This is a genomic window from Neisseria elongata subsp. elongata (assembly GCF_900113545.1).
GTDB classification, from domain to species: Bacteria; Pseudomonadota; Gammaproteobacteria; order Burkholderiales; family Neisseriaceae; genus Neisseria; species Neisseria elongata.
Genome location: NZ_FOPS01000002.1, coordinates 183,958 through 207,254, shown reverse-complemented (window position 1 = coordinate 207,254; position 23,297 = coordinate 183,958). Strand labels below are relative to the sequence as shown.

At 57.0% G+C, this 23,297-nt stretch carries 23 protein-coding genes, 1 tRNA gene, 1 pseudogene and 1 riboswitch; of the genes and pseudogenes, 11 read left to right on the top strand and 14 right to left on the bottom strand.

From position 1 onward, the window contains the following. Positions 1-188: 188 nt before the first annotated feature. Complete coding sequence (locus BM261_RS03070; protein ID WP_074895013.1) at positions 189-2,318, bottom strand: AsmA family protein; 2,130 nt, start codon at positions 2,316-2,318, stop codon at positions 189-191. A gap of 202 nt (positions 2,319-2,520) precedes the next feature. On the opposite strand from BM261_RS03070, the gene parE reads away from it, so the two are divergent. The 3 genes from parE (at position 2,521) to BM261_RS03060 (ending at position 5,335) form a co-directional block, all read left to right on the top strand. Then, entirely contained in the window at positions 2,521-4,503 is a 1,983-nt protein-coding gene (gene parE, locus BM261_RS03065) for a DNA topoisomerase IV subunit B (protein ID WP_074895011.1), read from the top strand. Then, entirely contained in the window at positions 4,461-4,628 is a 168-nt protein-coding gene (locus BM261_RS12620) for a hypothetical protein (protein WP_162817025.1), read from the top strand. Before parE ends, BM261_RS12620 begins: the two co-directional genes overlap by 43 nt. A 77-nt stretch (positions 4,629-4,705) precedes the next feature. Beyond that, positions 4,706-5,335 carry an alpha/beta fold hydrolase gene (locus tag BM261_RS03060; protein WP_074895009.1) on the top strand — a complete coding sequence of 210 codons (630 nt, stop codon included), beginning with the start codon at positions 4,706-4,708 and terminating at the stop codon, positions 5,333-5,335. Positions 5,336-5,503: 168 nt separating this feature from the next. On the opposite strand, the gene BM261_RS03055 is transcribed toward BM261_RS03060, so the two are convergent. Together BM261_RS03055 and BM261_RS03050 are read right to left on the bottom strand one after the other, a co-directional pair. Then, positions 5,504-6,388, bottom strand: a complete 885-nt coding sequence (locus tag BM261_RS03055; RefSeq protein WP_074895006.1) for a chorismate mutase — start codon at positions 6,386-6,388, stop codon at positions 5,504-5,506. Between the two features lie 187 nt (positions 6,389-6,575). Then, a tRNA-Met gene (locus tag BM261_RS03050) sits at positions 6,576-6,652 on the bottom strand. Positions 6,653-6,733: 81 nt separating this feature from the next. Continuing rightward, positions 6,734-6,833: riboswitch (TPP riboswitch) on the top strand. Positions 6,834-6,926: 93 nt separating this feature from the next. Between BM261_RS03050 and thiC the strand changes: the two genes are divergently transcribed. Next, positions 6,927-8,828 (top strand): phosphomethylpyrimidine synthase ThiC, encoded by a 1,902-nt coding sequence (gene thiC / locus BM261_RS03045; protein ID WP_074895003.1) that lies wholly within the window; start codon positions 6,927-6,929, stop codon positions 8,826-8,828. 71 nt (positions 8,829-8,899) lie between these two features. Here thiC and BM261_RS03040 read toward each other — a convergent pair whose 3' ends face one another. Next, the gene (locus BM261_RS03040; protein ID WP_143095747.1) at positions 8,900-9,865 is read right to left on the bottom strand and encodes a hypothetical protein; all 966 of its coding nucleotides are present in this window, start codon (positions 9,863-9,865) and stop codon (positions 8,900-8,902) included. Here BM261_RS03040 and BM261_RS03035 point away from each other — a divergent pair. The 3 genes from BM261_RS03035 (at position 9,834) to BM261_RS03025 (ending at position 12,244) form a co-directional block, all read left to right on the top strand. Beyond that, positions 9,834-10,658 (top strand): GNAT family N-acetyltransferase, encoded by an 825-nt coding sequence (locus BM261_RS03035; RefSeq protein ID WP_074894998.1) that lies wholly within the window; start codon positions 9,834-9,836, stop codon positions 10,656-10,658. The two genes, BM261_RS03040 and BM261_RS03035, sit on opposite strands and share 32 nt — an antisense overlap. 22 nt (positions 10,659-10,680) lie before the next feature. Continuing rightward, on the top strand, positions 10,681-11,541 hold the full coding sequence (gene map, locus BM261_RS03030; protein ID WP_420846394.1) for a type I methionyl aminopeptidase: 861 nt from the start codon (positions 10,681-10,683) through the stop codon (positions 11,539-11,541). A 409-nt stretch (positions 11,542-11,950) separates the two neighbouring features. Further along, the gene (locus tag BM261_RS03025; protein ID WP_040665521.1) at positions 11,951-12,244 is read left to right on the top strand and encodes a helix-turn-helix domain-containing protein; all 294 of its coding nucleotides are present in this window, start codon (positions 11,951-11,953) and stop codon (positions 12,242-12,244) included. Between the two features lie 187 nt (positions 12,245-12,431). Here the strand turns inward: BM261_RS03025 and ubiT are convergent, their stop codons facing one another. The 8 genes and pseudogenes from ubiT to BM261_RS02990 form a co-directional block, all read right to left on the bottom strand. Then, positions 12,432-12,878, bottom strand: a complete 447-nt coding sequence (gene ubiT / locus BM261_RS03020) for a ubiquinone anaerobic biosynthesis accessory factor UbiT (RefSeq protein WP_074894992.1) — start codon at positions 12,876-12,878, stop codon at positions 12,432-12,434. Positions 12,879-12,889: 11 nt separating this feature from the next. Next, positions 12,890-13,810, bottom strand: a complete 921-nt coding sequence (locus tag BM261_RS03015; RefSeq protein ID WP_074894989.1) for a U32 family peptidase — start codon at positions 13,808-13,810, stop codon at positions 12,890-12,892. A 41-nt stretch (positions 13,811-13,851) separates the two neighbouring features. Continuing rightward, a complete protein-coding gene (locus tag BM261_RS03010; RefSeq protein WP_074894986.1) occupies positions 13,852-14,103 on the bottom strand; it encodes a hypothetical protein in 252 nt (83 codons plus the stop codon). A gap of 11 nt (positions 14,104-14,114) precedes the next feature. After that, on the bottom strand, positions 14,115-14,447 hold the full coding sequence (locus BM261_RS03005) for a hypothetical protein (protein WP_074894983.1): 333 nt from the start codon (positions 14,445-14,447) through the stop codon (positions 14,115-14,117). A gap of 60 nt (positions 14,448-14,507) precedes the next feature. Further along, positions 14,508-15,515: a ubiquinone anaerobic biosynthesis protein UbiU gene (gene ubiU / locus BM261_RS03000; protein ID WP_049250068.1), complete on the bottom strand. Its 1,008-nt coding sequence runs from the start codon at positions 15,513-15,515 to the stop codon at positions 14,508-14,510. Positions 15,516-15,796: 281 nt separating this feature from the next. Next, positions 15,797-17,326: an ABC transporter permease gene (locus BM261_RS02995; RefSeq protein ID WP_074894980.1), complete on the bottom strand. Its 1,530-nt coding sequence runs from the start codon at positions 17,324-17,326 to the stop codon at positions 15,797-15,799. A gap of 278 nt (positions 17,327-17,604) precedes the next feature. Further along, positions 17,605-17,711, bottom strand: a pseudogene (locus tag BM261_RS12280) (IS5/IS1182 family transposase); the annotation flags it as partial. Between the two features lie 33 nt (positions 17,712-17,744). Further along, complete coding sequence (locus tag BM261_RS02990; protein ID WP_074894978.1) at positions 17,745-18,563, bottom strand: SDR family NAD(P)-dependent oxidoreductase; 819 nt, start codon at positions 18,561-18,563, stop codon at positions 17,745-17,747. 150 nt (positions 18,564-18,713) lie between these two features. Here BM261_RS02990 and rsmG point away from each other — a divergent pair, with 150 nt between their 5' ends. From rsmG to ptsP, 4 genes are all read left to right on the top strand, one after another. After that, positions 18,714-19,343: a 16S rRNA (guanine(527)-N(7))-methyltransferase RsmG gene (rsmG, locus tag BM261_RS02985; RefSeq protein ID WP_074894975.1), complete on the top strand. Its 630-nt coding sequence runs from the start codon at positions 18,714-18,716 to the stop codon at positions 19,341-19,343. 177 nt (positions 19,344-19,520) lie between these two features. After that, the gene (locus BM261_RS02980; RefSeq protein WP_074895222.1) at positions 19,521-19,928 is read left to right on the top strand and encodes a PTS sugar transporter subunit IIA; all 408 of its coding nucleotides are present in this window, start codon (positions 19,521-19,523) and stop codon (positions 19,926-19,928) included. A gap of 3 nt (positions 19,929-19,931) precedes the next feature. After that, complete coding sequence (locus BM261_RS02975) at positions 19,932-20,201, top strand: HPr family phosphocarrier protein (protein ID WP_003769546.1); 270 nt, start codon at positions 19,932-19,934, stop codon at positions 20,199-20,201. A 1-nt stretch (position 20,202) separates the two neighbouring features. After that, the gene (gene ptsP, locus BM261_RS02970) at positions 20,203-21,954 is read left to right on the top strand and encodes a phosphoenolpyruvate--protein phosphotransferase (RefSeq protein ID WP_074894972.1); all 1,752 of its coding nucleotides are present in this window, start codon (positions 20,203-20,205) and stop codon (positions 21,952-21,954) included. 107 nt (positions 21,955-22,061) lie between these two features. On the opposite strand, the gene BM261_RS02965 is transcribed toward ptsP, so the two are convergent. Next, complete coding sequence (locus BM261_RS02965; RefSeq protein WP_074894969.1) at positions 22,062-22,724, bottom strand: hypothetical protein; 663 nt, start codon at positions 22,722-22,724, stop codon at positions 22,062-22,064. Positions 22,725-22,889: 165 nt separating this feature from the next. After that, complete coding sequence (locus tag BM261_RS02960) at positions 22,890-23,258, bottom strand: YgiW/YdeI family stress tolerance OB fold protein (protein ID WP_049248649.1); 369 nt, start codon at positions 23,256-23,258, stop codon at positions 22,890-22,892. Positions 23,259-23,297: the final 39 nt, after the last annotated feature.

The window sequence follows — 23,297 nt, the reverse complement described above, 5'->3', positions numbered from 1 at the left end:
ATTCTCGCCTGAGCGGGCATGACGGTATGGGGTTGCTTGATTTGAAGCGGCTGTCAATTCGTGCATTTCGTCTCCGGAAAAGGCGGCCTGTCGGATGCGGTATTTTTCAGACGGCCTGCTTGCGGTGTGAGGCCGTCTGAAAAGGGAAAGAAGGCATTGTTGCAGGGACGGGATGTCGCCTTCCTATCTTATTTTCCGTTTTCAGACGGCCTGTTGAGCCACTGCCATTGTTCACGGATGGCGCGGGTCAGTGCCTGCTGTTTTTCCTCCGCCGTTTCCAGTCCTTCGGTCAGGCCTTTGTAGTCGAGGGTGATGGACGGGTTATCCGCCTTGCCTCTGATGTTGAGGGGGATCGGCGTGCCTTTGCCGTCGGCGGGGCTGAGCAGCAGGCGTTCGTTCAGGGTCATGTTGTTGAAGTCGGTGCTGCCGGTGAGGACGATGTGCAGGCGGTTGGAATCAAGTTCGGCGTTTTCGTGGCTGCTGATGCCGTTGCGGATGGTGCTGCTCATGCTGAAGCGTTGGAACGGGGTGGCGGAACGCTCATCCGTATTAACCGGTTTGTTGCCTAGCAGGCTTTGCAAGGCTTGGTCGAGGTTGATGCCCAGCCAGTTGCCTTTGGTCAGGTTGAGCTGGAGGCGGCCGGAGAGGGTTTTGGTCAGGCCGGCACGGTCGGCACCCTGTGCGGTGAGGTCGATTTCTACGTCGCCCTCGCCGCTGATGTTGCCGTAGCGGAACAGGTCCTGCATCAGCGGGCGGATGTTGATGTTTTTGGCGTATTGCTGGAGGTGGTAGGTGGGCGGGGAGGTGTTGGCCATGCTGATGCCGCCTTCCATGCTGCCGTTGTAAAGTTCGGCACGGAAGTCGGGCAGGACGATGCGCTCGCGGTCGGCCAGCAGGCGGGTGGTGAGGTTGTTGATTTCGAGGTTGGGCGATTGCAGGGTTTTGATGCGGACGGTGGCTTCGATTTCGGGTGCGCCGTCTTTTTGCAGCCAGGCCGGATAGGCGGGCACGGAGGTGTCGGCCAGTCCTTCCAGATAGGGCGACAGGGCGAGTTTGTCCAATTGCAGGTTGGCCGTGAGTTTGGCCGGGTGGTTGTTTGGGCGGTCAGCCACGGTGTAGGCGGCATCCAGTTCGGCTGCCTGGCGGTCGAGCCGTCCGGTAAGCCATCCCTGCCAGCCGCCGCCGTTTTGATAGCGGAATGTTCCGGCCAATTCGCTTATCAGGCGCGGCCGCGGGTTGCCGGTGATGTTGTCTAGACGGGTGGTGAGTTTGACGGCGGGCATTTCCCAGCCGCCCTGCCGCTGCCAGTTCAGCGGGGTGTCGAGTGTGAAGGCGGTTTGGGTCAGCGCGGTTTTGCGGCTGCCGTTGATGCTGAGTTTTTCAACGGCGGCCACGGTGGGATGCAGGGTGAGGCGTTTGGCGGCTATGGTGCCGTCCCACTGCGCGCCGCCGTATTGCGCCGTCAGCACGGCATTGGCGGCGGAGGCGGAAATTTGGTTTTTTCCAGCTTTGATTTGCGGCGATTCGGCGTTCAGGTGCAGGTTGCGCGCGGGGATGTCGATTTTCAGGCGCGCGCTGTTCAGTTGCATGCCGCCCGTGCGCCAACTGCCGTTGCCGCCGATGAGGAAGTTCGTCTCGTCGCCTTTGTAACTGCTACGCCCGCTCAAGGCCAAATCGGGCATCAACCAGCCGTCTACCAGGCGCGCGGCCGTGCCTTCGAACTTCCATTCCGCCTCTTCCGCCCACAGCGGCGTTTTCAGACGGCCTTCCGCTTTGACGGTCGTTTTGCTTTCGTCGGCATCGTTGATTTTCAGGTTGATGTTTTCGAGTGTGTGGCGGCTGTCGCCCGTGTCCAGCAGCAAACGGCCGTCTTCGACAATCAGGCGGTCCACCGGCAGCGAACCTTCTTTTTGCAGCAAATCGCGGATGTTCCAGCCGCCGTCCGGCGAGCGGTTCAGCATCAGCTCGGGGCGGACGAACACCCATTTTTCAACCGACGGCGTACCGAACAGGCTCGCCCACGACAGGCCGACGCGCATTTCCTCGATGCTGATTTCCGCCGACGCGCCGCCCGGGCGGGTAATTTCCACCTGTTTCAGGGTAACGGTCGGACGTGGGATGACGGATGTGTTGATTTCGGGGCGGTAACGGATTTTGCGGCCCGTTCCGGCCACGGCCTCCTCTGCCGCACGGCGCACGTTTTCCGGCGAAAACAGCCACGACAGCAAGGCATATTGCGCGCCGAAGGCCAGCGCGGACAACACTGCCCCGCCGACCAGGCATTTCAGCCAAAACTTACCCGATTGCAAACGTCTCATATCCGAATTAACCGCCGTTGAAAAACAGCCGCGCAGTATAGCAGATTGCTATTGCGGAAGAACGGTTGAAAGGCCGTCTGAAAGGCGTTCTAACCTGATTTTACAGGCATACCCGCCACTGAAGCACCGTCGGGGAACGGCTTTCCGCTTCATGTTAAAATGCGCATAGAATTTTTAATCCGTTATCCGAACCGTATTTCACATGAGCAAAACACAATACAGCGAATCCAGCATCACCGTCCTCAAAGGCTTGGAGCCGGTCAAAGAACGTCCCGGCATGTACACCCGCACCGACAGCCCGACCCACATCTGCCAAGAAGTCATCGACAACGCGGCGGACGAGGCATTGGGCGGTTTCGCCACTGAAATCGACGTGCGCATCCACGACGACGGTTCGCTTTCCGTGCACGACAACGGACGCGGCATTCCCGTCGGGCTGCACCCTGTCGAAGGCGTGCCTGTGGTCGAACTTGTATTTACCCGTCTGCACGCGGGCGGCAAGTTCAATAAAAAAGACGGCGGCAGCGCGTATGCCTTTTCAGGCGGCCTGCACGGCGTGGGCGTATCCGTAACCAACGCCCTTTCCACCCGCCTTGAGGTAACCGTCAAACGCGAAGGCAAAATCCACCGCATCGTGTTTGCCGGCGGCGACGTGGTCGAACCGTTGGCGGAAGTAGGCAAATGCGCCGTCAAAGACAGCGGCACCGAAGTGCGCGTCTGGCCGGACGGCAAATATTTTGAAAGCCCGAATTACAGCATTCCCGAACTCGAACGCCTGCTGCGCGCCAAAGCCGTTCTGCTGCCGGGCGTGCGCGTTTCCCTGACCCGTCCGGTCAAAGGCGAAGACGAAGCACACACCCAAACCTGGCACTACCCCGACGGCCTGAAAAGCTATCTGACCGACCTGATTGCCGACGCGCAGGAAGCCGTACCGCTGTTTTCCTGTGAAAACTACATTTCAGACGACCACAACGGCGATTTCAGCATCGGCGAAGGCGCCGCGTTTGCCCTGACCTGGCTGGAAGAAGGTTCGTGCGCCAACGAAAGCTACGTCAACCTCATCCCCACCCCGCTGGGCGGCACGCACGAAGCAGGTTTGAAACAAGCCGTGTTCAACGCCGTCAGCAACTTCATCAATCTGCACAACCTCCTACCGCGCGGCGTGAAAGTGCAAAGCGACGACGTGTTCAGCAAAACCGCCTTCGTCCTCTCCGCCCGCGTTCTCGACCCGCAGTTCCAAGGCCAGACCAAAGACAAACTGACCAACCGCGACGCGCTGAAACTCGTTGCCGCCGTATCGGGCGACCCTTTGGAATTGTGGCTGAACCAAAACGTGGACTTCGGCAAAAAAATCGCCGAACTCGCCATCCGTCAGGCGCAGGCGCGGATGCGTTCGGTTAAAAAAATCGAAAAGAAAAAAGGCAGCGGCGTCGCCGTCCTGCCCGGCAAACTGACCGACTGCGAAAGCGAAGACATCCGCGAAAACGAACTCTTCCTCGTCGAAGGCGATTCCGCCGGCGGCTCAGCCAAACTCGCCCGCGACAAAGCCACACAGGCCATCCTGCCCCTGCGCGGCAAAGTGCTCAACAGCTTCGAAGTCCACCCCGACCAGCTCTTCGGCAACGCCGAAATCCACGACATTTCCGTCGCCATCGGCGTTGATCCGCACGGCATCAACGACAATCCCGATTTAAGCGGCCTGCGCTACGGCAAAATCGCCATCCTATCTGATGCCGACGTGGACGGCTCTCATATTCAAGTTTTGCTGCTGACCCTGTTCTACCGCCACTTCCCGAAACTGGTCGCCGACGGACACATCTACGTCGCCCAGCCGCCGCTGTTCCGCGTCGATGTCAACGCACAAGGCAAAAGCAAACCCGCCCGCAAATTCTACGCCCTCGACCAAAACGAACTCGACAGCATTTTGGAGCGGCTGCAAAAAGAAGGTGTCAAAGAAACCGCCTATTCCATCAGCCGTTTCAAAGGCTTGGGCGAGATGAACCCCGACCAGCTCAAAGACACCACCATGCACCCCGACACCCGCCGCCTGTTGCAGGTACAAATCCCCGAAGGCGCAGATGACGAAACACACAACATCTTCGTCAAACTGATGGGCAAAGGCGAAGCCGCCGCCCGCCGCGCATGGATGGAAAAAGAAGGCGATACGGCGGAATTGGATATTTAAACGGTTTTCATGTCAGAGGCCGTCTGAAAACCGGTTACAACTACCACTTTGACGATGCGGACGCCATCATCCTGATGTACGAGCCCGTCAGCCGCACCGTATTGTTTACATTCGATTATTCCTGACAGGCAAACAGGCGGAGAATCCGCCGCCGCCTTTTTCAGACGGCCTGTCCGACCGTCCGCTACACAGAGGAAGTCCTATGAACGAACACGTCCTGTTATTGCACGGCATCCACATGCACGCCTGGACCATGCTTCCGTTTGCACGCCTGCTGAAACGGCAAGGCCTGTCCGTGCAAACCTTCGGCTATTACAGCATCTGGCAGAGACCCGAACAGCACTGCGCCGCCCTGACTGCGGCGGCGGAAGATTTTTTCAGACGGCATCAAAAGCCCCTGCATTTCGTCGGCCACAGCCTCGGCGGATTGGTATTGCGCCGTTTTGCCGCCGCACGCCCCGATTTGGTGCGCGGCCGCATCGTTACCCTCGGCACGCCGCATCAGGGCAGCACGACGGCCGAAACCATCCGCAACTGGGGCGCGGGCACGCCCCTGCTCGGCGGTGCCTACCGCAACATGCTCGACGGCAACCTGCCCGACCTGCCGCCCGGCATCGAACTCGGCAGCCTGGCGGGCAACTCCCCGCTGGGCATCGGCCGCATTTTCAAACTGCAAGGCGAAAACGACGGCACGGTATTGGTGGAAGAAACCCGTTTTCCCGGCATGGCCGATCATATCCTGTTGCCCGTTTCCCACACCGGGATGCTGACCGACAAACGCGTGGCCGGACAAACCGCCGCCTTCCTGCGGCACGGAAAATTCGACCGCTGATTCCGCAGCCCGAACCCGTCTTGCGGGAAAATCGTTTTCCGCACAGACACATAGCGGCACGACCAAACAAAAGGCCGTCTGAAAACACAGTTTTGCCGACAGCGAATCAAAAAGTGATTTGCCATTTCGAACTGCATTTTCAGACGGCCTCTCCCATTTGCTTCCCGTTCAAGCGGGCGGCGGCACGCTCCGCACTATCGCATTCGCGCCCGCCGCTTCGGCCAGGCGGTACAACACGTCCTGCGGCATATCGCCGTGCCAAAGGCGGGTAATATTGGCCAACACGGGCAGATGGCTCAAACGGCGCACGCGCACCACGGCTTCCGTATCGAGGCGGTACGGATGGTCGGATTCGAAACTCAGCGTGCCGCTTTCGCCGAGGATAATCTGATGGTTGCCGCGCAGCGCGATGCGTTCCGCCGCCACCAGCCATTCGTTATACGAATGATGCTTGTCTTTACACAACACCACAGGCGTATTCAGACGGCCTACTTCGTCCTGCAACACCCTGTTCGTCATCAACTCGCCGCCGAGGTAAAGGATGTCCGCCTCGGCTTCCAACACCTGCCGAATCTGGCGCACGTCGCGGATGCGCACCAAAACCGGCCGGCCGGCGGCATGGCTGTCGGACAGAGTCTGCCGCAGCAGGCGGATTTGTTCTTTTTCAGACGGCATCCCGCATTCGGCATAAGGATTGTCGGGCAGGTAAAACGGATCGAGGTACAGCGCGTCGGCACGGCATTCGTCGGGCGACACGGCGATGTCCAACATCCTGCCGCCGCCGAAGGCCGTGCCGCGCACGGTAATCACGCTGTCTTCGGGATTGGTTTCGCGGCTGATGATGCGCCAGTCGGCCAACACGCGGATGGCGCGCTCCACCTGCGGCAGCGATTCCAACTCCTGCGGCAGGAACACGCGCTCGTCGCCCACCGCGCCGATAATCGTGCGCTCCGCCCCCGGCGATATGTGCTCGCGCAAACCCTTGCTGCGGATAAATTCCACCACCGCCGCCACCGACGAAGCGGCGGCCTGTTTCTGCATGATAATAATCATCTGCCGTTTCCTATTGTCTGCCGTATCGAAAGGGAAGTGCGGGCGATGGTAGCACAAATCCGACAAACCGCCCGATTGGACAGAGGCCGTCTGAAAATAAGGTTTGCCGCACAACCGAAGGGGTAGGTTTGCTTTCAGACGGCCTATACGCAAAAATCCCTCAGCACTTGCTGAGGGATTTGGAATTTGGTTGCGGGGGCAGGATTCGAACCTACGACCTTCGGGTTATGAGCCCGACGAGCTACCATGCTGCTCCACCCCGCGTCAGAAAGGCGAACTATACAGGCGCGGCGAAACCATGTCAAGCCTTTATTTGCATTTCGTTCGTGGTTTATAATGTTCGCCTTAACGAAACAGGGGTGCTGCCTGATGTTCAGGCGGCTGAGAAATACCCTTTACACCCGATCGGGATAATACCTGCGTGGGGAGTTTTCACGGATTCTGTCTTTCAGACGGCCTTTTTTTGATATTGAGGCCGTCTGAAAAAGCAAAACGCTCCTGTTTCTTCTTTTCAAACGAGAAAACAGGAGCATTTTTTATGACTACGCCAAAGAAAACCGCCAAAACTTCCGGCAACGAAGCGCGCGAGCTTGCCGACTTGAGCGAAGACATCGGCATCCGCTTCAAATACCCGAACTCGGAGCGCGTGTATCTGCAAGGCAGCCGCGACGACATCCGCGTGCCTTTGCGCGAAATCCGTCAAGACGACACCTACACGGCGCAAGGCACGGAAGCCAACCCGCCGATTCCCGTCTATGACACCAGCGGCGTATACGGCGATCCGGCGGCACACATCGACCTGAAACAAGGTTTGCCGCACGTCCGCACCGCATGGCTGGACGAACGCGGCGATACAGAAATCCTGCCCAAGCTTTCCAGCGAATACGGCATCGAACGCGCGCACGACCCGCAAACCGCCCATCTGCGTTTCAACCAAATCACCCGCCCACGCCGCGCCAAAGCAGGCAGAAACGTAACCCAGCTCCATTATGCGCGCCGCGGCATCATCACGCCCGAAATGGAGTTTGCCGCCATACGCGAACGCATGAAGCTGGACGAACTTTTCAGACGGCCTGAATACGCCAAGCTCTTGAAACAGCACGCAGGGCAAAGTTTCGGCGCGAATATCCCGACCCACCCCGACCAAATCACGCCCGAATTCGTGCGCCGAGAAATCGCCGCCGGACGCGCGATTATCCCTGCCAACATCAACCACCCCGAACTCGAACCGATGATTATCGGCCGCAACTTCCGCGTCAAAATCAACGGCAATTTGGGCAATTCTGCCGTCACCTCCAGCCTGACCGAAGAAGTCGAAAAAATGGTGTGGTCGCTGCGTTGGGGCGCGGACACGATTATGGATTTGTCCACCGGCGCGCACATCCACGAGACGCGCGAATGGATTATCCGTAACGCGCCCGTCCCCATCGGCACGGTGCCCATCTATCAGGCTTTGGAAAAAACCGGCGGCATCGCCGAAGACCTGACTTGGGATTTGTTCCGCGACACCTTAATCGAGCAGGCGGAACAAGGTGTGGACTATTTCACCATACACGCAGGCGTATTGCTGCGCTATGTGCCGATGACGGCCGACCGCCTGACCGGCATCGTATCGCGCGGCGGCTCCATCATGGCGAAATGGTGTCTCGCCCATCATCAGGAAAACTTCCTCTACACACATTTCGACGAAATCTGCGAAATCATGAAAGCCTACGACGTATCGTTCAGCCTCGGCGACGGTCTGCGTCCCGGCTGCATTGCCGATGCCAACGACGAATCCCAATTCGCCGAATTGCACACCTTGGGCGAATTGACCGCCAAAGCGTGGGAACACGACGTACAAGTGATGATTGAAGGCCCCGGCCATGTACCGCTGCAACGCGTCAAAGAAAACATGACCGAAGAGCTGCAACACTGCTTTGAAGCGCCTTTCTACACCCTCGGCCCGCTCGTCACCGACATCGCCCCCGGCTACGACCACATCACCTCGGGCATAGGCGCGACCAATATCGGCTGGTATGGCACAGCCATGCTCTGCTACGTTACCCCAAAAGAGCATTTGGGACTGCCCGACAAAGAAGACGTGCGCACCGGCATCATCACCTACAAACTCGCCGCCCACGCCGCTGACCTCGCCAAAGGCTGGCCGGGCGCGCAGTTGCGCGACAACGCTCTGAGCAAGGCGCGTTTCGAATTCCGCTGGCGCGACCAATTCCGCTTAAGCCTCGACCCCGAACGCGCCGAGAGCTTCCACGACGAGACCCTGCCCGCCGAAGGCGCGAAAATCGCCCACTTCTGCTCAATGTGCGGCCCCAAATTCTGCTCGATGAAAATCACGCAGGAAGTGCGCGACTACGCCGATAAGCAAAAAGCCCAACGGCAGGGCATGGAGGAAAAAGCGGTCGAGTTTGTAAAGAAAGGTTCGAAAATTTACAGCTGACCGCCAAGCAGGCAAAAAGGCCGTCTGAAAAAGCAAAATCGGCTTTCAGACGGCCTTTTTGTGAGAAGACCTTATTCAACTTCCTCAAATTCAAACCAAATATCCTTATATGCCGCATAAGCACACAAAGCTAAAACAATCTGGCATAACGCAATCAATACTGCCAACAATACATATCGTTTTAAAAGCGAAACGGGCAATCCAAATTTTTCAACCAGATAATTCAAACCCATAACCAACACACCTTGCAATAATAAAAAGCAGATGTATGGCAAAATATTGCGGGCAAACGTTTGTACGCTCAAATGCAACGCATCCCAAACCTCTTCGCCTTGCAGGAACACCAAAAGCGGCCCCATCCAAAAAATATTCAATACTGCACCAAGCGCCAGAAACACGACCAAGCGCATACCAACCGACCAATACTCTATCGGCGGCAACTTATGCTGCATCCCGTACAGCACCACACCCAAAAACACGGCAAACAACACAAAACAGGATAACAACAGAGAAAAATCATTATGCCTGCCGAGCAATGATTCCACAAAAACGGCAAAACGCGGCGAATCACCGTTGTCCACCTGCTCGTCGGCAGCACACTGTATACCAATATAAAACCACAAGCCCAGCGGCAACAAAAATCCCAATACAAACGGCAGCATATGGCCGAATATAACAATACCAAATTCCCCGATGCACATCAGCAGCATAATCACGAGCCAAGCCAGCGGTTTGCCAAAAATAATGCCTAATGCGTCAAAGAACCAAAAAAAGCCGCGATACCATGGCCGCCTGGCGGGTTCGGACAATAAAACAGTTTCATAATAATGATCCATATAGATAATTTCCCGATGATGTGTTGTACAAACCAGCAATTTTACAACACTCAGGATAAAAACATCCCTAAAAATACGCACCCCCACTTTCAGACGGCCTATACCACGCCGACCCGCATCCTGCGGTATAATCCGCACACAGTCTGTCAAAAAGAAAAAAGAGTTGAAAATGTTTACCCCGAATCCGGACGAAATCGTCATCTACGGCACCACAAGCAACGGCAAAACCTTCCGTCCGAGCGACTGGGCGGAACGCCTTTGCGGCATCCTCTCATCGTTCGACAAAGGCAACCGCCTCTCCTACCACCAATGGGTACGCCCGCTGCTTATCGGCAAAATCCGCAGCGTGGCCGTCGGCAAACAATTGGAAACCATCAACCCGCCGATGTTCCGCTTCCTGATGGACTTCGCCGCCGACAACGACCTGCGCGTGCTCGACGAAGCCATGCTGCGCGAACTGGCCAACGAACAATCCCAACCGGCAGAAGCACCGCCCCCGCAGCCGGAGCCGTCAGCGGCACCGCAAAAACCGGAGGGGCAACCATTCAAACTCCGCGAAATCCCCCCCGAAGAAACCACCGCCGCCTTCGCCGCCCTCAGCATCCTGCGCCCGACGTTGAACGACGTCGCCCGCTTCACCGCACAAGTCAACAACGAACAGCGCGCCGCCGGCTACCGACTGCTGGGCATCTTCGAAGAAGGCAAAAACAACGCCGTTGCCGTATGCGGCTTCCGCATCACCACCACCCTCGCCTTCGGCCGCCACATCGTCATAGACGACCTCGTTACCGTGCCGCAGACACGCGGACGCGGCTACTGCACCCACCTGCTGCAAGCCGTAGTGGATATTGCCGAATCGGAAAACATCGCCCAAATCCACACCCACGTCTCGGTCGGCAGCGAACGCGCCGATGCCCATCGCATGTACCTCAAACACGGTTTCGAAATCAACGCCCACCACTTCGTCTGCAAAACCGAACGCTTCCGCAGATAAACCCTGAAAAAAAAGAGGCCGTCTGAAAGCACACCATACGCTTTCAGACGGCCTTTCCGTTTCGCGTTATAATAACCGCCATTCCAATCAACACACATACAAAACCATGGCAGTCATCATCCACACCCCCGAAGAAATCGAAAAAATGCGCGAACTGGGCCGCCTCGTCGCCGAAGCCCTCGACTACATCGGCCAATTCGTCAAACCCGGCATCACCACCAACGAAATAGACAAACTCGTTTACGATTATCACGTCAACGTTCAAGGCGGCTATCCCGCCCCGTTGAACTACGGCAACCCGCCCTATCCCAAATCCTGCTGCACATCCGTCAACCACGTCATCTGCCACGGCATCCCCGACGACAAACCCCTCAAAGAAGGCGACATCGTCAATATCGACCTCACCATCAAAAAAGACGGCTTCCACGGCGACTCCAGCCGCATGTTTGCCGTCGGCAAAGTCTCCCCCATCGCCCAACGCCTGATAGACACCACCCACGATGCCATGATGGCGGGCATCGAAGCCGTCAAACCCGGCGCGACACTGGGCGATGTGGGCTATGCCTGCCAGCAGGTTGCCGAAAACGCAGGCTATTCCGTCGTGCAGGAATTTTGCGGCCACGGCATCGGCCGCGCCTTCCACTGCGAACCTCAAGTTCTGCACTACGGCCGCAAAGGCCAAGGCCTGAAACTCGAACCCGGCATGATTTTCACCATCGAGCCCATGATCAACCAAGGCAAACGCCATCTGAAAATCCTACCCGACGGCTGGACGGTGGTAACCAAAGACCGCTCCCTCTCCGCCCAATGGGAACACGAAGTTTTAGTAACCGACACCGGTTATGAAATCCTGACCGTCAGCCCTGCAACACAAAAGCCTTAATGACATAAAAGTAAGACAAATAAATAGCTGTAAATAAAACAAAGTCTAGCAGGCATCTCTTTCCAACTTGCTCGGCAAAATACCGTTTATTTATAAAAATTACCTTTTATTTTCCTCTACTACCCTTTATACTGTAATGACTTAGAGGTTACATTCAGTCAGCTTAAGCCTTACTTAATAATTTCTTAACATCTGCAAAGAAGTATTGGGGAAAGTGTTTTTTCTCCCACAGAATAAAAACTTTCCCTAATTTAAGTTAAGTTATTGAAAGTACGGTTTTAAGATTGCGATGCAGCCACTATAATAACCCCAGTAGTTAGAAACAGAAGCCAATGCGCACTTGCTGTTCCTAAGCATTGATTAGCACAACAAGAAAGCGGCATTGTTACCATCAGAAGGAGATTTAAAAATGTCCTCATTCCCACAAATCACCAATATTCGTGAAATTCGCAAAAAACTCGGATTAAACCAAAACGAATTTTGGAGCAAAATCGGTGTTACCCAATCAGGCGGATCCCGTTACGAATCAGGACGCAACATGCCCAAACCCGTACGCGAGTTACTGCGTTTGGTCCACATCGAGAGAGTTGATTTGGAAAGAGTCAATGGTAAAGACCTGTCTGTCCTGCGCTTATTGAAAGAACAGGAAGCGGAGACCTACCACCGCTTACTCAAACAGCTGGAAAAAACGGAAAACCCGTAATTCCAAGACTCATTAAAACAGTCCCAAGCGAACCCACCGCTTGGGATTTTTTATACCGCATCCAAACCGACCTGATTTCAATACCAAACCGCAAAAATCCGCCACAGACACAAAGAGGCCGTCTGAAAAGCAGTTTTCAAATTTGTTAAAACTGTGCTTTCAGACGGCCTCTTTATCTTTCCGACATTCAAAGTATCCCCTTCTCCTGCCATTTCACCAACTGTTCGGCAAACGGCCATTCCACGCTGTCGAGCAGGTTTTTGGTAATCAGCCCCAATTCGGTATCGCCTTCGATTTGCAGTTTGCGTTTGAAAAACAGGGTATCGGGGTCTTCTTCGCGCAGCATCATGCGCAAGAAATCCACGCCGTTGGCGGCCAGCCGCAAATCGGGCGTGCCTTCGAAGCGGTGGTCGAGGAAGCGTTCGCCATCGGCGGTAAAGCGCACGGTGATGCCGGCATCGAGCACGTCGATTTCGAAAGTGCGCCCGTCAAACAGGCTCATGTCGGCGGGCAAGAGGCCGCGTTTGAGCATGAGGTTGAGGGTTTTAACCAGCGCGAAACGCGGCGGCAGGGCAGGCAGGCGGCGGCCGATTTGGGCGCACCATTGCGGCAGGGTGATATTAGGCAGGGGCATTTTGTTTCCTTTCAGGCGGCGTTGGTGCCGTAGGCTTTGCGGTGGGCTTCCACGGCTTCGATGCCGGGTTTGCCCAGCCAGTAGCCGTCCACGGGTGTGCCGGTGGACAGGCGGGCGAGTTCGGGCAGGGCTTCGTCGAGGGTGGTTTGGCCGTCGAGCACGGCGCGGTGCAGTTCGATGATGCGCGGCATGTCGGTGAGCTGGGGCGAGAGGCGCAGGATGTTTACGCCGATGGCGGCCATGTCGGCGTAGTGCGGCAGCAGGCATTGGCTGCCGTAGGACATGGTTTGGATGCCGTTGATGGTGAGGAACGGCTGGCCTTCGCGGGTGTTCATGGTGAGGCCGTGTTCGTGGTCGAGGCAGCGGAATTCGCAGCTGTCTTTGTTTAGGTTGTAGTGCCGCGCGGTGAAGCAGCGGGAGGAATAGGCCAGGGGGATTTTGCCCCAGGCGAAGATTTCGGTTTCGAGGCCGTCTGAAAGGCGGGCGATGTCGGCTACTTTGTCGCGGGCGAGTTCGGCGGGGGCGACCCAGCGGTATGCACCGAGGTTTTGGAAGAGTTGCAGGGTGGCTTCGTTGTAGATGTTGAGGCTGGCGCCGGCCACGAAGGGGATACCGTGTTCGCGGGCGAGTTTGACCGCACCCATATCGTTGGCTTCGATTTTAAATTGGGTTTGGCTGGTGATTTTGCGCAGGCGTTTGAGGTCGGATTCGCTTTCGAGCAGCACTTGGGAGGAAAGGATGATTTCCTTGCCGCTGTCGGCGAGGTCTTGGGCAAGGCCGAACCAGTCATCGAAACGCATTTTCTGGCGGCGGGAGCAGACGGTTTCGCCCAGATAGATGGTGTCGAGCGGGCTGTCGAGCATTTGGACGTAGAATTCGAGCAGGGTTTCTTTCTGCCAGAAGAATTGGATGGGGGCGAGGGAGAGTTTCATGGGTGTTCCTTTGTTTTTTGTCTTTTCAGACGGCCTGGAGGCTATCTGAAAATCGTTTGGGCAAAGCGGACAATGTTTTTCCGGTTTACGGCCTGCAATACAACGACGGCTTCGTTTTCTAAAAAATCGGCGGCGGAATCATCGGCATAGGTTTGATTGAGGCGGCACAAATCGTAGAAGGTAAAAACAAAATCCTGCCCGTTGATATGCAATGGAAAATCCAACAGGCAACCTTTGCTCTCGGCTTCAAATTCAGCTAGGTCATCAAACCATTCCGGGAAGGTGATGTGCATAGGATTCCTTTTCAGACGGCCTTATTGTGTTCGGTTTCGGCGGCGTAGATATATTGCATCAGCGTTTCGATAAAAGCGGCCAAATCATGCTGCCACGAATGGCAGTTGGTTTTGGTGAAATACAGCGATATTTCGGGCTTTTCCATTAAGTAGCAGCCGAAGCCGGCATACAGCGGTACGAGGCCGGTGTCGTGGGCGTTGTGGAAGGCAATGGTCAGCAGCAACGTGAAATAAGGGTGCGCAAGCGTCCATACGGCGGGGAAGGCGGGAGTGTCTTCTTCGGCAGCCACGGTCAGGTCGTGTTTGTATAGGGCGTTGCGCAGGTCTTCAATGTGTTTTTTCATGCTCTTATTTTTCGCACTGTTTTCAGGTAGCCTTTCAGACGGCCTTAAGGCCGTCTGAAACTACTTCCACGGCCGGTTATATGCGCCCAGCGTGCTTTGGCTGCCTTCGGACACCTTGCCCAAGGCCGCGTCCCATGCGGGGGTTACGCGGTAGTGCGCGGGGTCGGCTGCAGCCGCGTCCAAAGCCTGCCGCAGCGTGCGCGTAACCTGCGCGGTGTACATCGGGCTGCGCTGGCGGCCTTCCACCTTCACCGCCGCCACGCCGATTTTGATGAGCTGCGGCAGCACTTCCAACACGTTCAGGCTGGTCGGCTCTTCCAACGCGTAATACGTTTCGTCGTTCACTTCGAAACGGCCTTTGCACAGCGTGGGGTAGCCTGCTGGTTCGTCTTTGTTGAACTGGTCGATCATCACCTGATTGAGCCGCACGTTCATTTTGTCGGGCAACTGCTCCCAGCGCACGGCCTTGGCAGGCGAACACACGCCCTGCATATTCGGCGACTCGCCCGTGGCGTAGCTCGACAGGATGCAACGGCCTTCCACCATCACGCACAGGCTGCCGAAGCCGAACACTTCAATCTCCACATCCGTGTTTTCAATCACATGCTGCACTTGGTCTATCGTCAGCACGCGCGGCAGTACGGCGCGGCGGATGCCGAACAAGTCTTTCATTAAATTGATGGCTTCGTAATTGGTGGCCGAACCCTGCACCGACATGTGCAGCCGCAGGTTCGGATGTTTTTCGCAGGCGTAGGCCATCACGGCGGGGTCGGCCACAATCACCGCGTCCGCGCCCAAATCGGCGGCGGTATCGATGGCACGCCGCCAGCGTTCTACCTGCCCGGCTTGGGCGTAGGTGTTGATGGCCATCAGCACCTGCCGCCCGCGGTCGTGGGCGTAGCGTATGCCTTCGATGATGGATTTTTGGTCGAAATTCAGGCCGGGGAAATTGCGCGCGTTGGTCGCGTCTTTCAGCCCCATGTAAACCGTGTCCGCGCCGTTGTCCACGGCGGTTTTCAGGGCGGGCAGGTTGCCGGCGGGGCAGACGAGTTCGGGGATGTTTTTCATGCGGCGGTTCCTTTGCGTTTTCGCCGCTTTGCAAACTGAATCCAACGGCAAAATCTATATTTAGTAAAATTTTGCCGATTTTAAGGGGTGGGAATACTAGATATGCTGATTTAAATCAAACAATCAATATGTTTGTTAAATTCTATGATAAAGCCGTTAAAGATGAAAACGGCCGATTGGAAAGCCGATACCGCATTTTGAGGCCGTCTGAAAATTTACGGGATGCTTGCCGCCAAGCGATGGGTTGTACAGGGATTTTGCGTTTTCAGACGGCCTTTTTTTCAGACGGCCTTTTCGCGTTCCGCCGCATCAAGCAGCACAAAAACGGCGGCGGCGAGCATCATCAGGACGGCGGTCAGCACCATCGCGCGGTCGTGGTTTTCCGCACCGGCGGTGCCGAGATATTGATAAATCAGGGTGGTGAGCGTGAGCCATTCGGGGCGCGACAAAAACAGGGTGGCGGCAAATTCGCCGATGCAGGTGGCGGCGGCAAGCGTCAGGCCGCGCCGCAGGGCGGGCAGCAGCAGCGGGGTGGTAACGTAGCAAGCCGTCTGAAAACGGTTTGCGCCCATGCTGCGGGCGGCGGCGGCATATTGCGGCGGCAGCGCGTCCCATGCAGCCAGCAGGTCTTTGGTTACGAACGGATAGGCCAACAGCGCGTATGTCGCGGTCAAAAGCGGCAGCGAAGCCGTCCATTCGGGGTAAAGCAGCAGGATGCCGAAGGCCACGCAAACGGGCGACACCATAAAAGGCAGGAACGTGATGCCGCGTATCCACGGCAGCCGGCGCGCCAGTGCCGCATGACTGATGCCCAATGCCAAAGCGGCCGCCACCGCCGTTGCGGTGAACCGCAGGGTGTTCCACGCCGCCAACCGCGTTTCTTCCTCCCATAACACCTGCCACGACCCGCCGGCCTGTGCCGCCTGCACCAACACCGCCGCCAAAGGCAGGGCGCAAAACAACAGCAGGACGGCGAGCGCAAAGGCCAACAGCAACCGTTTGCCCGCGCTGTCGGCTTTGGCGGGCGGCAACGGCGCAATGCGTCCGCCGCCTGCGGTGCCGCGGCTCAACCAAGCATAGGCCGCGCCCGCCAGCGCGGTTATCCCCAACACCAGCCACACCAGCACGCCCGCGCGCGCGATGTCCAATTCCATCGTAACCAGTTGGTAAATCTCCACTTCCACCGTGCCGTATTCCGTTCCGCCCAACAGCAAGGCCAGCCCGAAGCCGGAAAAGCAGTACAAAAACACGAGGCACGCCCCGCCGGCCAGCCACGGCAGCAGCACCGGCATTTCCACCAGCCAAAACCGCCGCCATGCGCCCGCGCCCAGCGTCTGCGCCGCCAAAAGCCGGGCGACGGGGACGGAACGCAAACCCTGATAGGCCGCGCGTACCAGCACGGGCAGGTTGAAAAACACATTGCCGTACAACAGCAGGTAAGGCGTGTCCTGCCAGCCCGACAGCAGCAGGCCGCGCGCGCCGAACAAGGCCAAAACGCCCATGCCCGCCACCAAGGTCGGCATCACAAACGGCAGCATCAACAGCCGCAGCACCCAGCCGCGCCCACGAAAATCCAGCCGTGCCAAAGCCCAGGCGACGGGCACGCCCAACAACACCGCCAGCACGCAGGTAACCGCCGCCTGCGCCGCCGTCCATGCGATTTTGCCGCGCAGATAAGCGTCCGCCAGCACGCCTTCCCAATCCAAACCGCCGCCGTAGTCGGCCAACGCCCACAAGGGGGCGGCAATCATCACGGCAAGGAATCCGATGGGGAGCAGGGCAAGCGGCAGGATGGAAAACAGGCGGCGCATAGGCTGGGGATTGAAGTGGAAAAAGACGGCATTGTAGCGGGTATCGGCGGCCGGAGGGAAAAGGCCGTCTGAAAAGCCGTTTTAGCTCCGCAGAAACTCGCCTTCTTTCGGAAAACTCGTTTTCCGCGTTTCAGACGGCCTGCCGCATCAGGCTGGAATTGAACACAGCCGACCTGCCGCCTTTGCAGCGCGAATGGGAATTGGATTCGGATGACGACAGGTTTTCAATGAAATTCAAACGGATGCGGCATTACCGTTGATTTTTCCAAACAGGAATAATATAGTGAATTAAATTTAAACCAGTACAGCGTTGGCTCGCCTTGCCGTACTATTTGTAATTTCTGCGGCTCTCCGCCTTGTCCTGATTTAAATTTAATCCACTATAGATGGCAAGAGAAGCCGTTTTGATTTGAATCCGTTATTTTCCCCCGCCCTTTGCTGCCAGCCAAAGCAGAGGCCGTCTGAAAACGGCAGCGGCAGCGGCGGCGATGCCCAGCCACCACGGCTGCCAGCGGCTGCGGCGGCTGACAATCAGCCCGGCGAGCACGTCGGCGGCAGCCTGCGGGGTCATGGCCGGGGCGCGGCGGTAGGCGGCAGTGGGTTCAATCATGCGGGTGCGGACCAACGGCAACAGTGCAACCCCCACCGACACGCCGCATGCGGCCGCCTCGGGTGCGATGCTGCCGAACCATTGCGTGAGGGCGGTTTTCGAGGCCTGATAAGCCGCCCAGCCGGGTGCGGCCGGAAAGCGGGCATTCACCGCCGATACGGCAACGATACTGCCGCCGCGCCGCGCCAGTTCGGGCAACAGGGCCAGCGTCAGCCGCGCGGGTGCGTAAAAATTCAGCGACATACAGCGTTCGACATCATGAAAACGGTCGAGCGACTGCCACAGGCCGCGGCGGATGGAATGCCCTGCGTTCAACACCAGAATATCCGCCCCTCCGTTCTCTTCCGTCCAACGGGCGACCGCTTCGCATTGCGCCGCATCGCGCAGGTCGGCGGCAAAATATTCGGCTTGCGCGCCGGCCGCCGTCAAACGGGTTTGCACTTCCGCCAGTTTGTCCGCACTGCGCGCCACCAGCAGCAGCCTCGCGCCGGCCGCCGCCAACTTGCCGGCCAAAGCCTCGCCGATGCCGAAACTGGCTCCGGTCAGCAGAACGGTTTTCCCGCCGACGGCCGCGCGCAGGCGTTCCGTGTCGGGGCGTGATGGCGGATAAAACAGCGAGGAAAGCATATGAGGCCGTCTGAAAATGAAAAAAACGATTGTACACGAACGCCCGTATATGAATACGATTGCAGCAGGGAGTGCAAACATTTCACAGTGCGGGCGGCGGTTTTCCTTTAATATTCGCCCCGATACCGAACAAAGACGAAAAGACGGAAAATGGACAACAAACAAAAATTACAGGAAGGCCTGACCGCGCTCGGCCTGACACTGACCACGGCCCAACAATTGCTGCTGCTGGAATACGTCGCCCTGCTGAAAAAATGGAACGGCACCTACAACCTCACCGCCCTGCGCGACGAACAGACCATGATCAGCCACCACATCCTCGACAGCCTGACCCTGCTGCCCTATATCGAACAAGCGTCCACACTGATGGACGTGGGTTCGGGCGGCGGCATGCCCGGCATTCCCGCCGCGATTTGCCGTCCCGACCTGCAAATCACCCTCCTCGATGCCAACACCAAAAAAACCACCTTCCTCCGGCAGGCAGTGATTGAATTGGGCCTGAACAACGTAACCGTCGCCTCCGGCCGCGTAGAAGAAATGCACGACAAAAAAGTAGATGTGGTCACCAGCCGCGCCTTCGCCGAACTGAAAGACTTCATCTCCCTGACCGCCCATCTGCTGAACGAGCAAGGCTACTGGGCGGCGATGAAAGGGGTTTATCCCTACGAAGAGCTGGAACAGGTTCCGGAAAACGTGGAAATCATGAAAGTGGACAAACTGTCCGTGCCGATGCTGGAAGCCGAACGGCACATGGTGATTATGAAGCCGAAGGCCGTCTGAAAATCCGTTACAGCGGGCGGCACACAAAGCGTCCCACCCAACCGGCCGCAGTATCACCGCCCGATACGGCAGGCCGTCTGAAAAGAGCGTAAACGCATTTTTTCAGACGGCCTTTACTATATAATGCCCGCTCCCACAGACAACAAGCCGTCTGAAAACGGCAGGAACAACCACACCATGATAGGCATCATCATCGTAACCCACGAAAGCATAGGCAAAGCCTACGCCCGACTGGCCAACCACTTCTTCCACGAAATCCCCGCCCACATCCGCCTGCTGGGCGTAGAGCGCATGGAAGGCCACGACGACGTCATCCGCCGCATCCGCGCCGAAATCGACGGCTTGGATGCGCCCGACGGCGTACTCGTCCTGACCGACATCTTCGGCGCCACCCCGTGCAACGCCGCCCGAAAACTGATCGTGCCGCACAAAGTGGCCATGCTCACCGGCCTGAACGCGCCCATGCTGATCAAAGCCGTGCAATATTCCGGCACCGCCGGCAATCTGGAAGACTTTACCGAAGACGTACGCCAGGCCGCTGTCAAAGGCATACTCGCACTGACCGAACCGCCCGAAGGGACATAAGCCATGCAGAAACAGGACATCCAAATCATCAACAAACTCGGCCTGCACGCCCGCGCATCGAGCAAATTCGTTCAGACGGCCTCCCCCTTCCAATGCGACATCTGGGTAACGCGCAACGGCAACCGCATCAACGGCAAAAGCATCATGGGATTGATGATGCTCGCCGCCGCACAGGGCACGACCATCACCGTCGAAACCGACGGCCCGGACGAAACGGCCGCCATGCAGGCACTGACCGCCCTGATTAACGACTATTTCGGCGAAGGAGAATAACATGGGCATCGTGCTGCACGGCGTAGCGGCGGGCAAAGGCATCGCCATCGGCCGCGCCCACCTGGTGGTGCGCGGACACGAAGAAGTGCCGCAATACGACCTGGCCGAAAATGAAATCGCCGCCGAAAACGCCCGCTTCGAAGCCGCAATTAAAACCACCCGCCGCCAACTGGAACAAATCCGCAGCACGATACCCGAAAACGCCCCCACCGAACTGGGTGCGTTCATCTCCCTGCATCTGATGCTGCTGACCGACGTTACCCTGTCGCGCGAACCGCTGGACATCATCGAAGAACAGCACATCAACGCCGAATGGGCGTTGAAAATCCAAACCGACCGCCTGAGCCAGCAGTTCGACGCGATTAACGACGAATACCTGCGCACCCGCAAACAAGACATGCTGCAAGTGGTCGAACGCATCCACAACAACCTGGCCGGTTCGGGCAACGAACTCAATCTTGATGCCAACCTGCTGGACGACACCATACTCATCGCCCACGACCTCTCGCCCGCCGACACCGTACACCTGAAAGAACAGCGCGTTACCGCCTTCGTAACCGACGCGGGCGGCCCCACCAGCCACACCGCCATCTTGGGACGCAGCCTGGACATCCCGTCCGTCATCGGCCTGCGCAACGCCCGCCAACTCATCAGCGAACACGAATGGGTGATTGTCGACGGCATCAACGGCGTACTCATCATCAACCCCGACGACATCGTACTTGCCGAATACCGCCGCAAACTGCGCGCCTACAAAAGCAAACAGCGCGAACTGAACAAACTGAAAGACACCGCCACCACCACCGAAGACGGCACCCAAATCGAACTCTATGCCAACATCGAAAACGCCGAAGACATCAAAGCCCTGCACAAATTCGGTGCCGACGGCGTAGGACTCTTCCGCAGCGAATACCTCTATCTGAACCGCGACACCCTGCCCGACGAAGAAGAACAATACGGCGTATACGCCGACATCGTGAAAAAAATGAAAGGCAAACCGCTGACCATCCGCACCGTAGACTTGGGTGTGGACAAAAACCCGCGCTGGTTCGGCCAAAACGGCACACCCAACGGCAGCCTGAACCCCGCACTGGGGCTGACCGGCATCCGCCTGTGCCTGGCCGAACCCGTCATGTTCCGCACCCAAATGCGCGCCATCCTGCGCGCTGCCGCCCACGGGCCGGTAAAAATGATGTGGCCGATGATCACTTCCGTTTCCGAACTCAAACAATGCCTTATCCACCTGGAAACCGCCTGCCGCCAACTGATTGAGCGCGAAGAAACCTTCAGCGAAGTATCGACGGGCTGCATGATAGAAATCCCCTCTGCCGCACTGACCGTCTCCAGCCTGCTCAAACTGGTGGATTTCATCTCCATCGGCACCAACGACCTGATCCAATACACCTTGTCGGTAGACAGGGGCGACGACGCGGTCAGTTACCTCTACCAGCCCGCCCATCCCGCCGTCCTGCGCCTCTTGGCACACATCATCCGCACCGCCAACCGCATGAACAAAACCGTTTCCCTCTGCGGCGAAATGGCGGGCGACACAACCTTCACCCGCCTGCTGCTCGGCATGGGCCTGCGCAGTTTTTCCATGAACACCAACAACCTGCTGGCCGTGAAGGATATCGTCCTCCACAGCCACATCGACCGTCTGGAACAGGAAATCCTGCGCATCCTGCGCAACGAAGACCCCGACAAGGCCGACAAACTGCTGAAACAACTCAACCAAGCCGAAAAGGCCGTCTGAAAATAACAAAGGCCGTCTGAAACTATGTTTTCAGACGGCCTTTTTGCAGCAGGCAGGCTGCGATCTGCCTCTGGTGAACCGACTTCCTTCGTCACGGTCTCAACCCTTTAACGGCACGCATTCCAGTTGAATTTGGCGGCGGCAAGTTCCTTCATGAAATCGTCGCGGTAAAGATAAGAGTGATTTTCCGCCTTGTCGCTCCAATGGCGGCGCAGGGGTTGAAGCGCGGCGCGGCAGGCGGTTTTGTTGCCGCTGTTTTTGTATGCGACCGCCAAGTCGTTGCGGGCGCGCATCTGTTCGGTGATAAACATGAAGCTGTTGCAGGCGTTCAGATACTGTTGCTTGATTTGTGCGGCTTGTGCGTATTTTTTAGCACGGTAGGCCGTCTGAAAACGCTGTTCGCTGTTTTTTGCCGCAGTTTCCGTACAGGCAGCGGGGAGCCGGTAATAGTCGTCGGCAAAATGGGCGTTGAAGCCGCAATATTTCGAGCAGGCTTCCTGTGCGGTTTCCGGCGTGGTTACGCGGACTTTGTTACCGCTGAAAGCAAAATGTATTTCACAGCCATCATCGCGGTAAATATTATTTTTCAAACGGCCTCCGAGATCACACAGATTGCCACTGTAACCGACCGTGTTGATGGAAAAATCTTTGCCGTCCGTGGAAAGGCTGCCGCTTTCAAAGGGCTGGTCTTTGAACACATATTCTTGTGATGAAGCAGCCTGTGCAGCGGTGGCGGCCATAAGTAGGGCGAGGAGGATTGGATATTTCATGGTATTTGCTTTCGTTTCGATTGAACCTTATTCGTGCAGCCTGAAATGATGTGTAAAGATGATAACCGAAGTCCGCACATGGTAAAACCAAAAAAGCAGGCCGCACCTCCGAAACTTCGGAACGGGAAGCCTGCTTTTTCTTTGTCTTTTTAAAACCTTACCTGCTTACTTCACAATATCCAAACGGCGTACTTCGATCTCACGCGAATTGTTGAAGCGGTTGATGTCCACCTCTCCGGCAATGCGGACTTTGGTTTGCGGAGTAACTTTCTGACCGCGCCACACATCGGGATTGATTTCGATTTTGATGGTATCGGTATCGTCTTTGAAGAAATATTCTTCGGGATTGATAGTTCCTGCCGAACCGGTGATGAAACCTTCCAAAACGATATGCGCATTATCGCCGAATTCGGTTTTGGCTTCGTGCACGGTATTGACTTGTTGGCGCGACGGCGCAGAGTTGCCTTCGGGCACAAACTCGGCATGGGCGGAAAGGGAAAGCGCAGATAAAATGATAAAAATCAGTTTCTTCATGAATGAATTCCTGTTTGAGGTGGAAAAATCAGCGGAAAA

What these genes read in the sequence shown, in the direction of transcription:
- BM261_RS03070 (WP_074895013.1), bottom strand. Translation starts at nt 2,318, where the DNA reads ATGAGACGTTTGCAATCGGGTAAGTTTTGGCTGAAATGCCTGGTCGGC.
- parE (WP_074895011.1), top strand. Translation starts at nt 2,521, where the DNA reads ATGAGCAAAACACAATACAGCGAATCCAGCATCACCGTCCTCAAAGGC.
- BM261_RS12620 (WP_162817025.1), top strand. Translation starts at nt 4,461, where the DNA reads ATGGATGGAAAAAGAAGGCGATACGGCGGAATTGGATATTTAAACGGT.
- BM261_RS03060 (WP_074895009.1), top strand. Translation starts at nt 4,706, where the DNA reads ATGAACGAACACGTCCTGTTATTGCACGGCATCCACATGCACGCCTGG.
- BM261_RS03055 (WP_074895006.1), bottom strand. Translation starts at nt 6,388, where the DNA reads ATGATTATTATCATGCAGAAACAGGCCGCCGCTTCGTCGGTGGCGGCG.
- thiC (WP_074895003.1), top strand. Translation starts at nt 6,927, where the DNA reads ATGACTACGCCAAAGAAAACCGCCAAAACTTCCGGCAACGAAGCGCGC.
- BM261_RS03035 (WP_074894998.1), top strand. Translation starts at nt 9,834, where the DNA reads ATGTTTACCCCGAATCCGGACGAAATCGTCATCTACGGCACCACAAGC.
- BM261_RS03040 (WP_143095747.1), bottom strand. Translation starts at nt 9,865, where the DNA reads ATGACGATTTCGTCCGGATTCGGGGTAAACATTTTCAACTCTTTTTTC.
- BM261_RS03025 (WP_040665521.1), top strand. Translation starts at nt 11,951, where the DNA reads ATGTCCTCATTCCCACAAATCACCAATATTCGTGAAATTCGCAAAAAA.
- ubiT (WP_074894992.1), bottom strand. Translation starts at nt 12,878, where the DNA reads ATGCCCCTGCCTAATATCACCCTGCCGCAATGGTGCGCCCAAATCGGC.
- BM261_RS03015 (WP_074894989.1), bottom strand. Translation starts at nt 13,810, where the DNA reads ATGAAACTCTCCCTCGCCCCCATCCAATTCTTCTGGCAGAAAGAAACC.
- BM261_RS03010 (WP_074894986.1), bottom strand. Translation starts at nt 14,103, where the DNA reads ATGCACATCACCTTCCCGGAATGGTTTGATGACCTAGCTGAATTTGAA.
- BM261_RS03005 (WP_074894983.1), bottom strand. Translation starts at nt 14,447, where the DNA reads ATGAAAAAACACATTGAAGACCTGCGCAACGCCCTATACAAACACGAC.
- ubiU (WP_049250068.1), bottom strand. Translation starts at nt 15,515, where the DNA reads ATGAAAAACATCCCCGAACTCGTCTGCCCCGCCGGCAACCTGCCCGCC.
- BM261_RS02995 (WP_074894980.1), bottom strand. Translation starts at nt 17,326, where the DNA reads ATGCGCCGCCTGTTTTCCATCCTGCCGCTTGCCCTGCTCCCCATCGGA.
- BM261_RS02990 (WP_074894978.1), bottom strand. Translation starts at nt 18,563, where the DNA reads ATGCTTTCCTCGCTGTTTTATCCGCCATCACGCCCCGACACGGAACGC.
- rsmG (WP_074894975.1), top strand. Translation starts at nt 18,714, where the DNA reads ATGGACAACAAACAAAAATTACAGGAAGGCCTGACCGCGCTCGGCCTG.
- BM261_RS02980 (WP_074895222.1), top strand. Translation starts at nt 19,521, where the DNA reads ATGATAGGCATCATCATCGTAACCCACGAAAGCATAGGCAAAGCCTAC.
- BM261_RS02975 (WP_003769546.1), top strand. Translation starts at nt 19,932, where the DNA reads ATGCAGAAACAGGACATCCAAATCATCAACAAACTCGGCCTGCACGCC.
- ptsP (WP_074894972.1), top strand. Translation starts at nt 20,203, where the DNA reads ATGGGCATCGTGCTGCACGGCGTAGCGGCGGGCAAAGGCATCGCCATC.
- BM261_RS02965 (WP_074894969.1), bottom strand. Translation starts at nt 22,724, where the DNA reads ATGAAATATCCAATCCTCCTCGCCCTACTTATGGCCGCCACCGCTGCA.
- BM261_RS02960 (WP_049248649.1), bottom strand. Translation starts at nt 23,258, where the DNA reads ATGAAGAAACTGATTTTTATCATTTTATCTGCGCTTTCCCTTTCCGCC.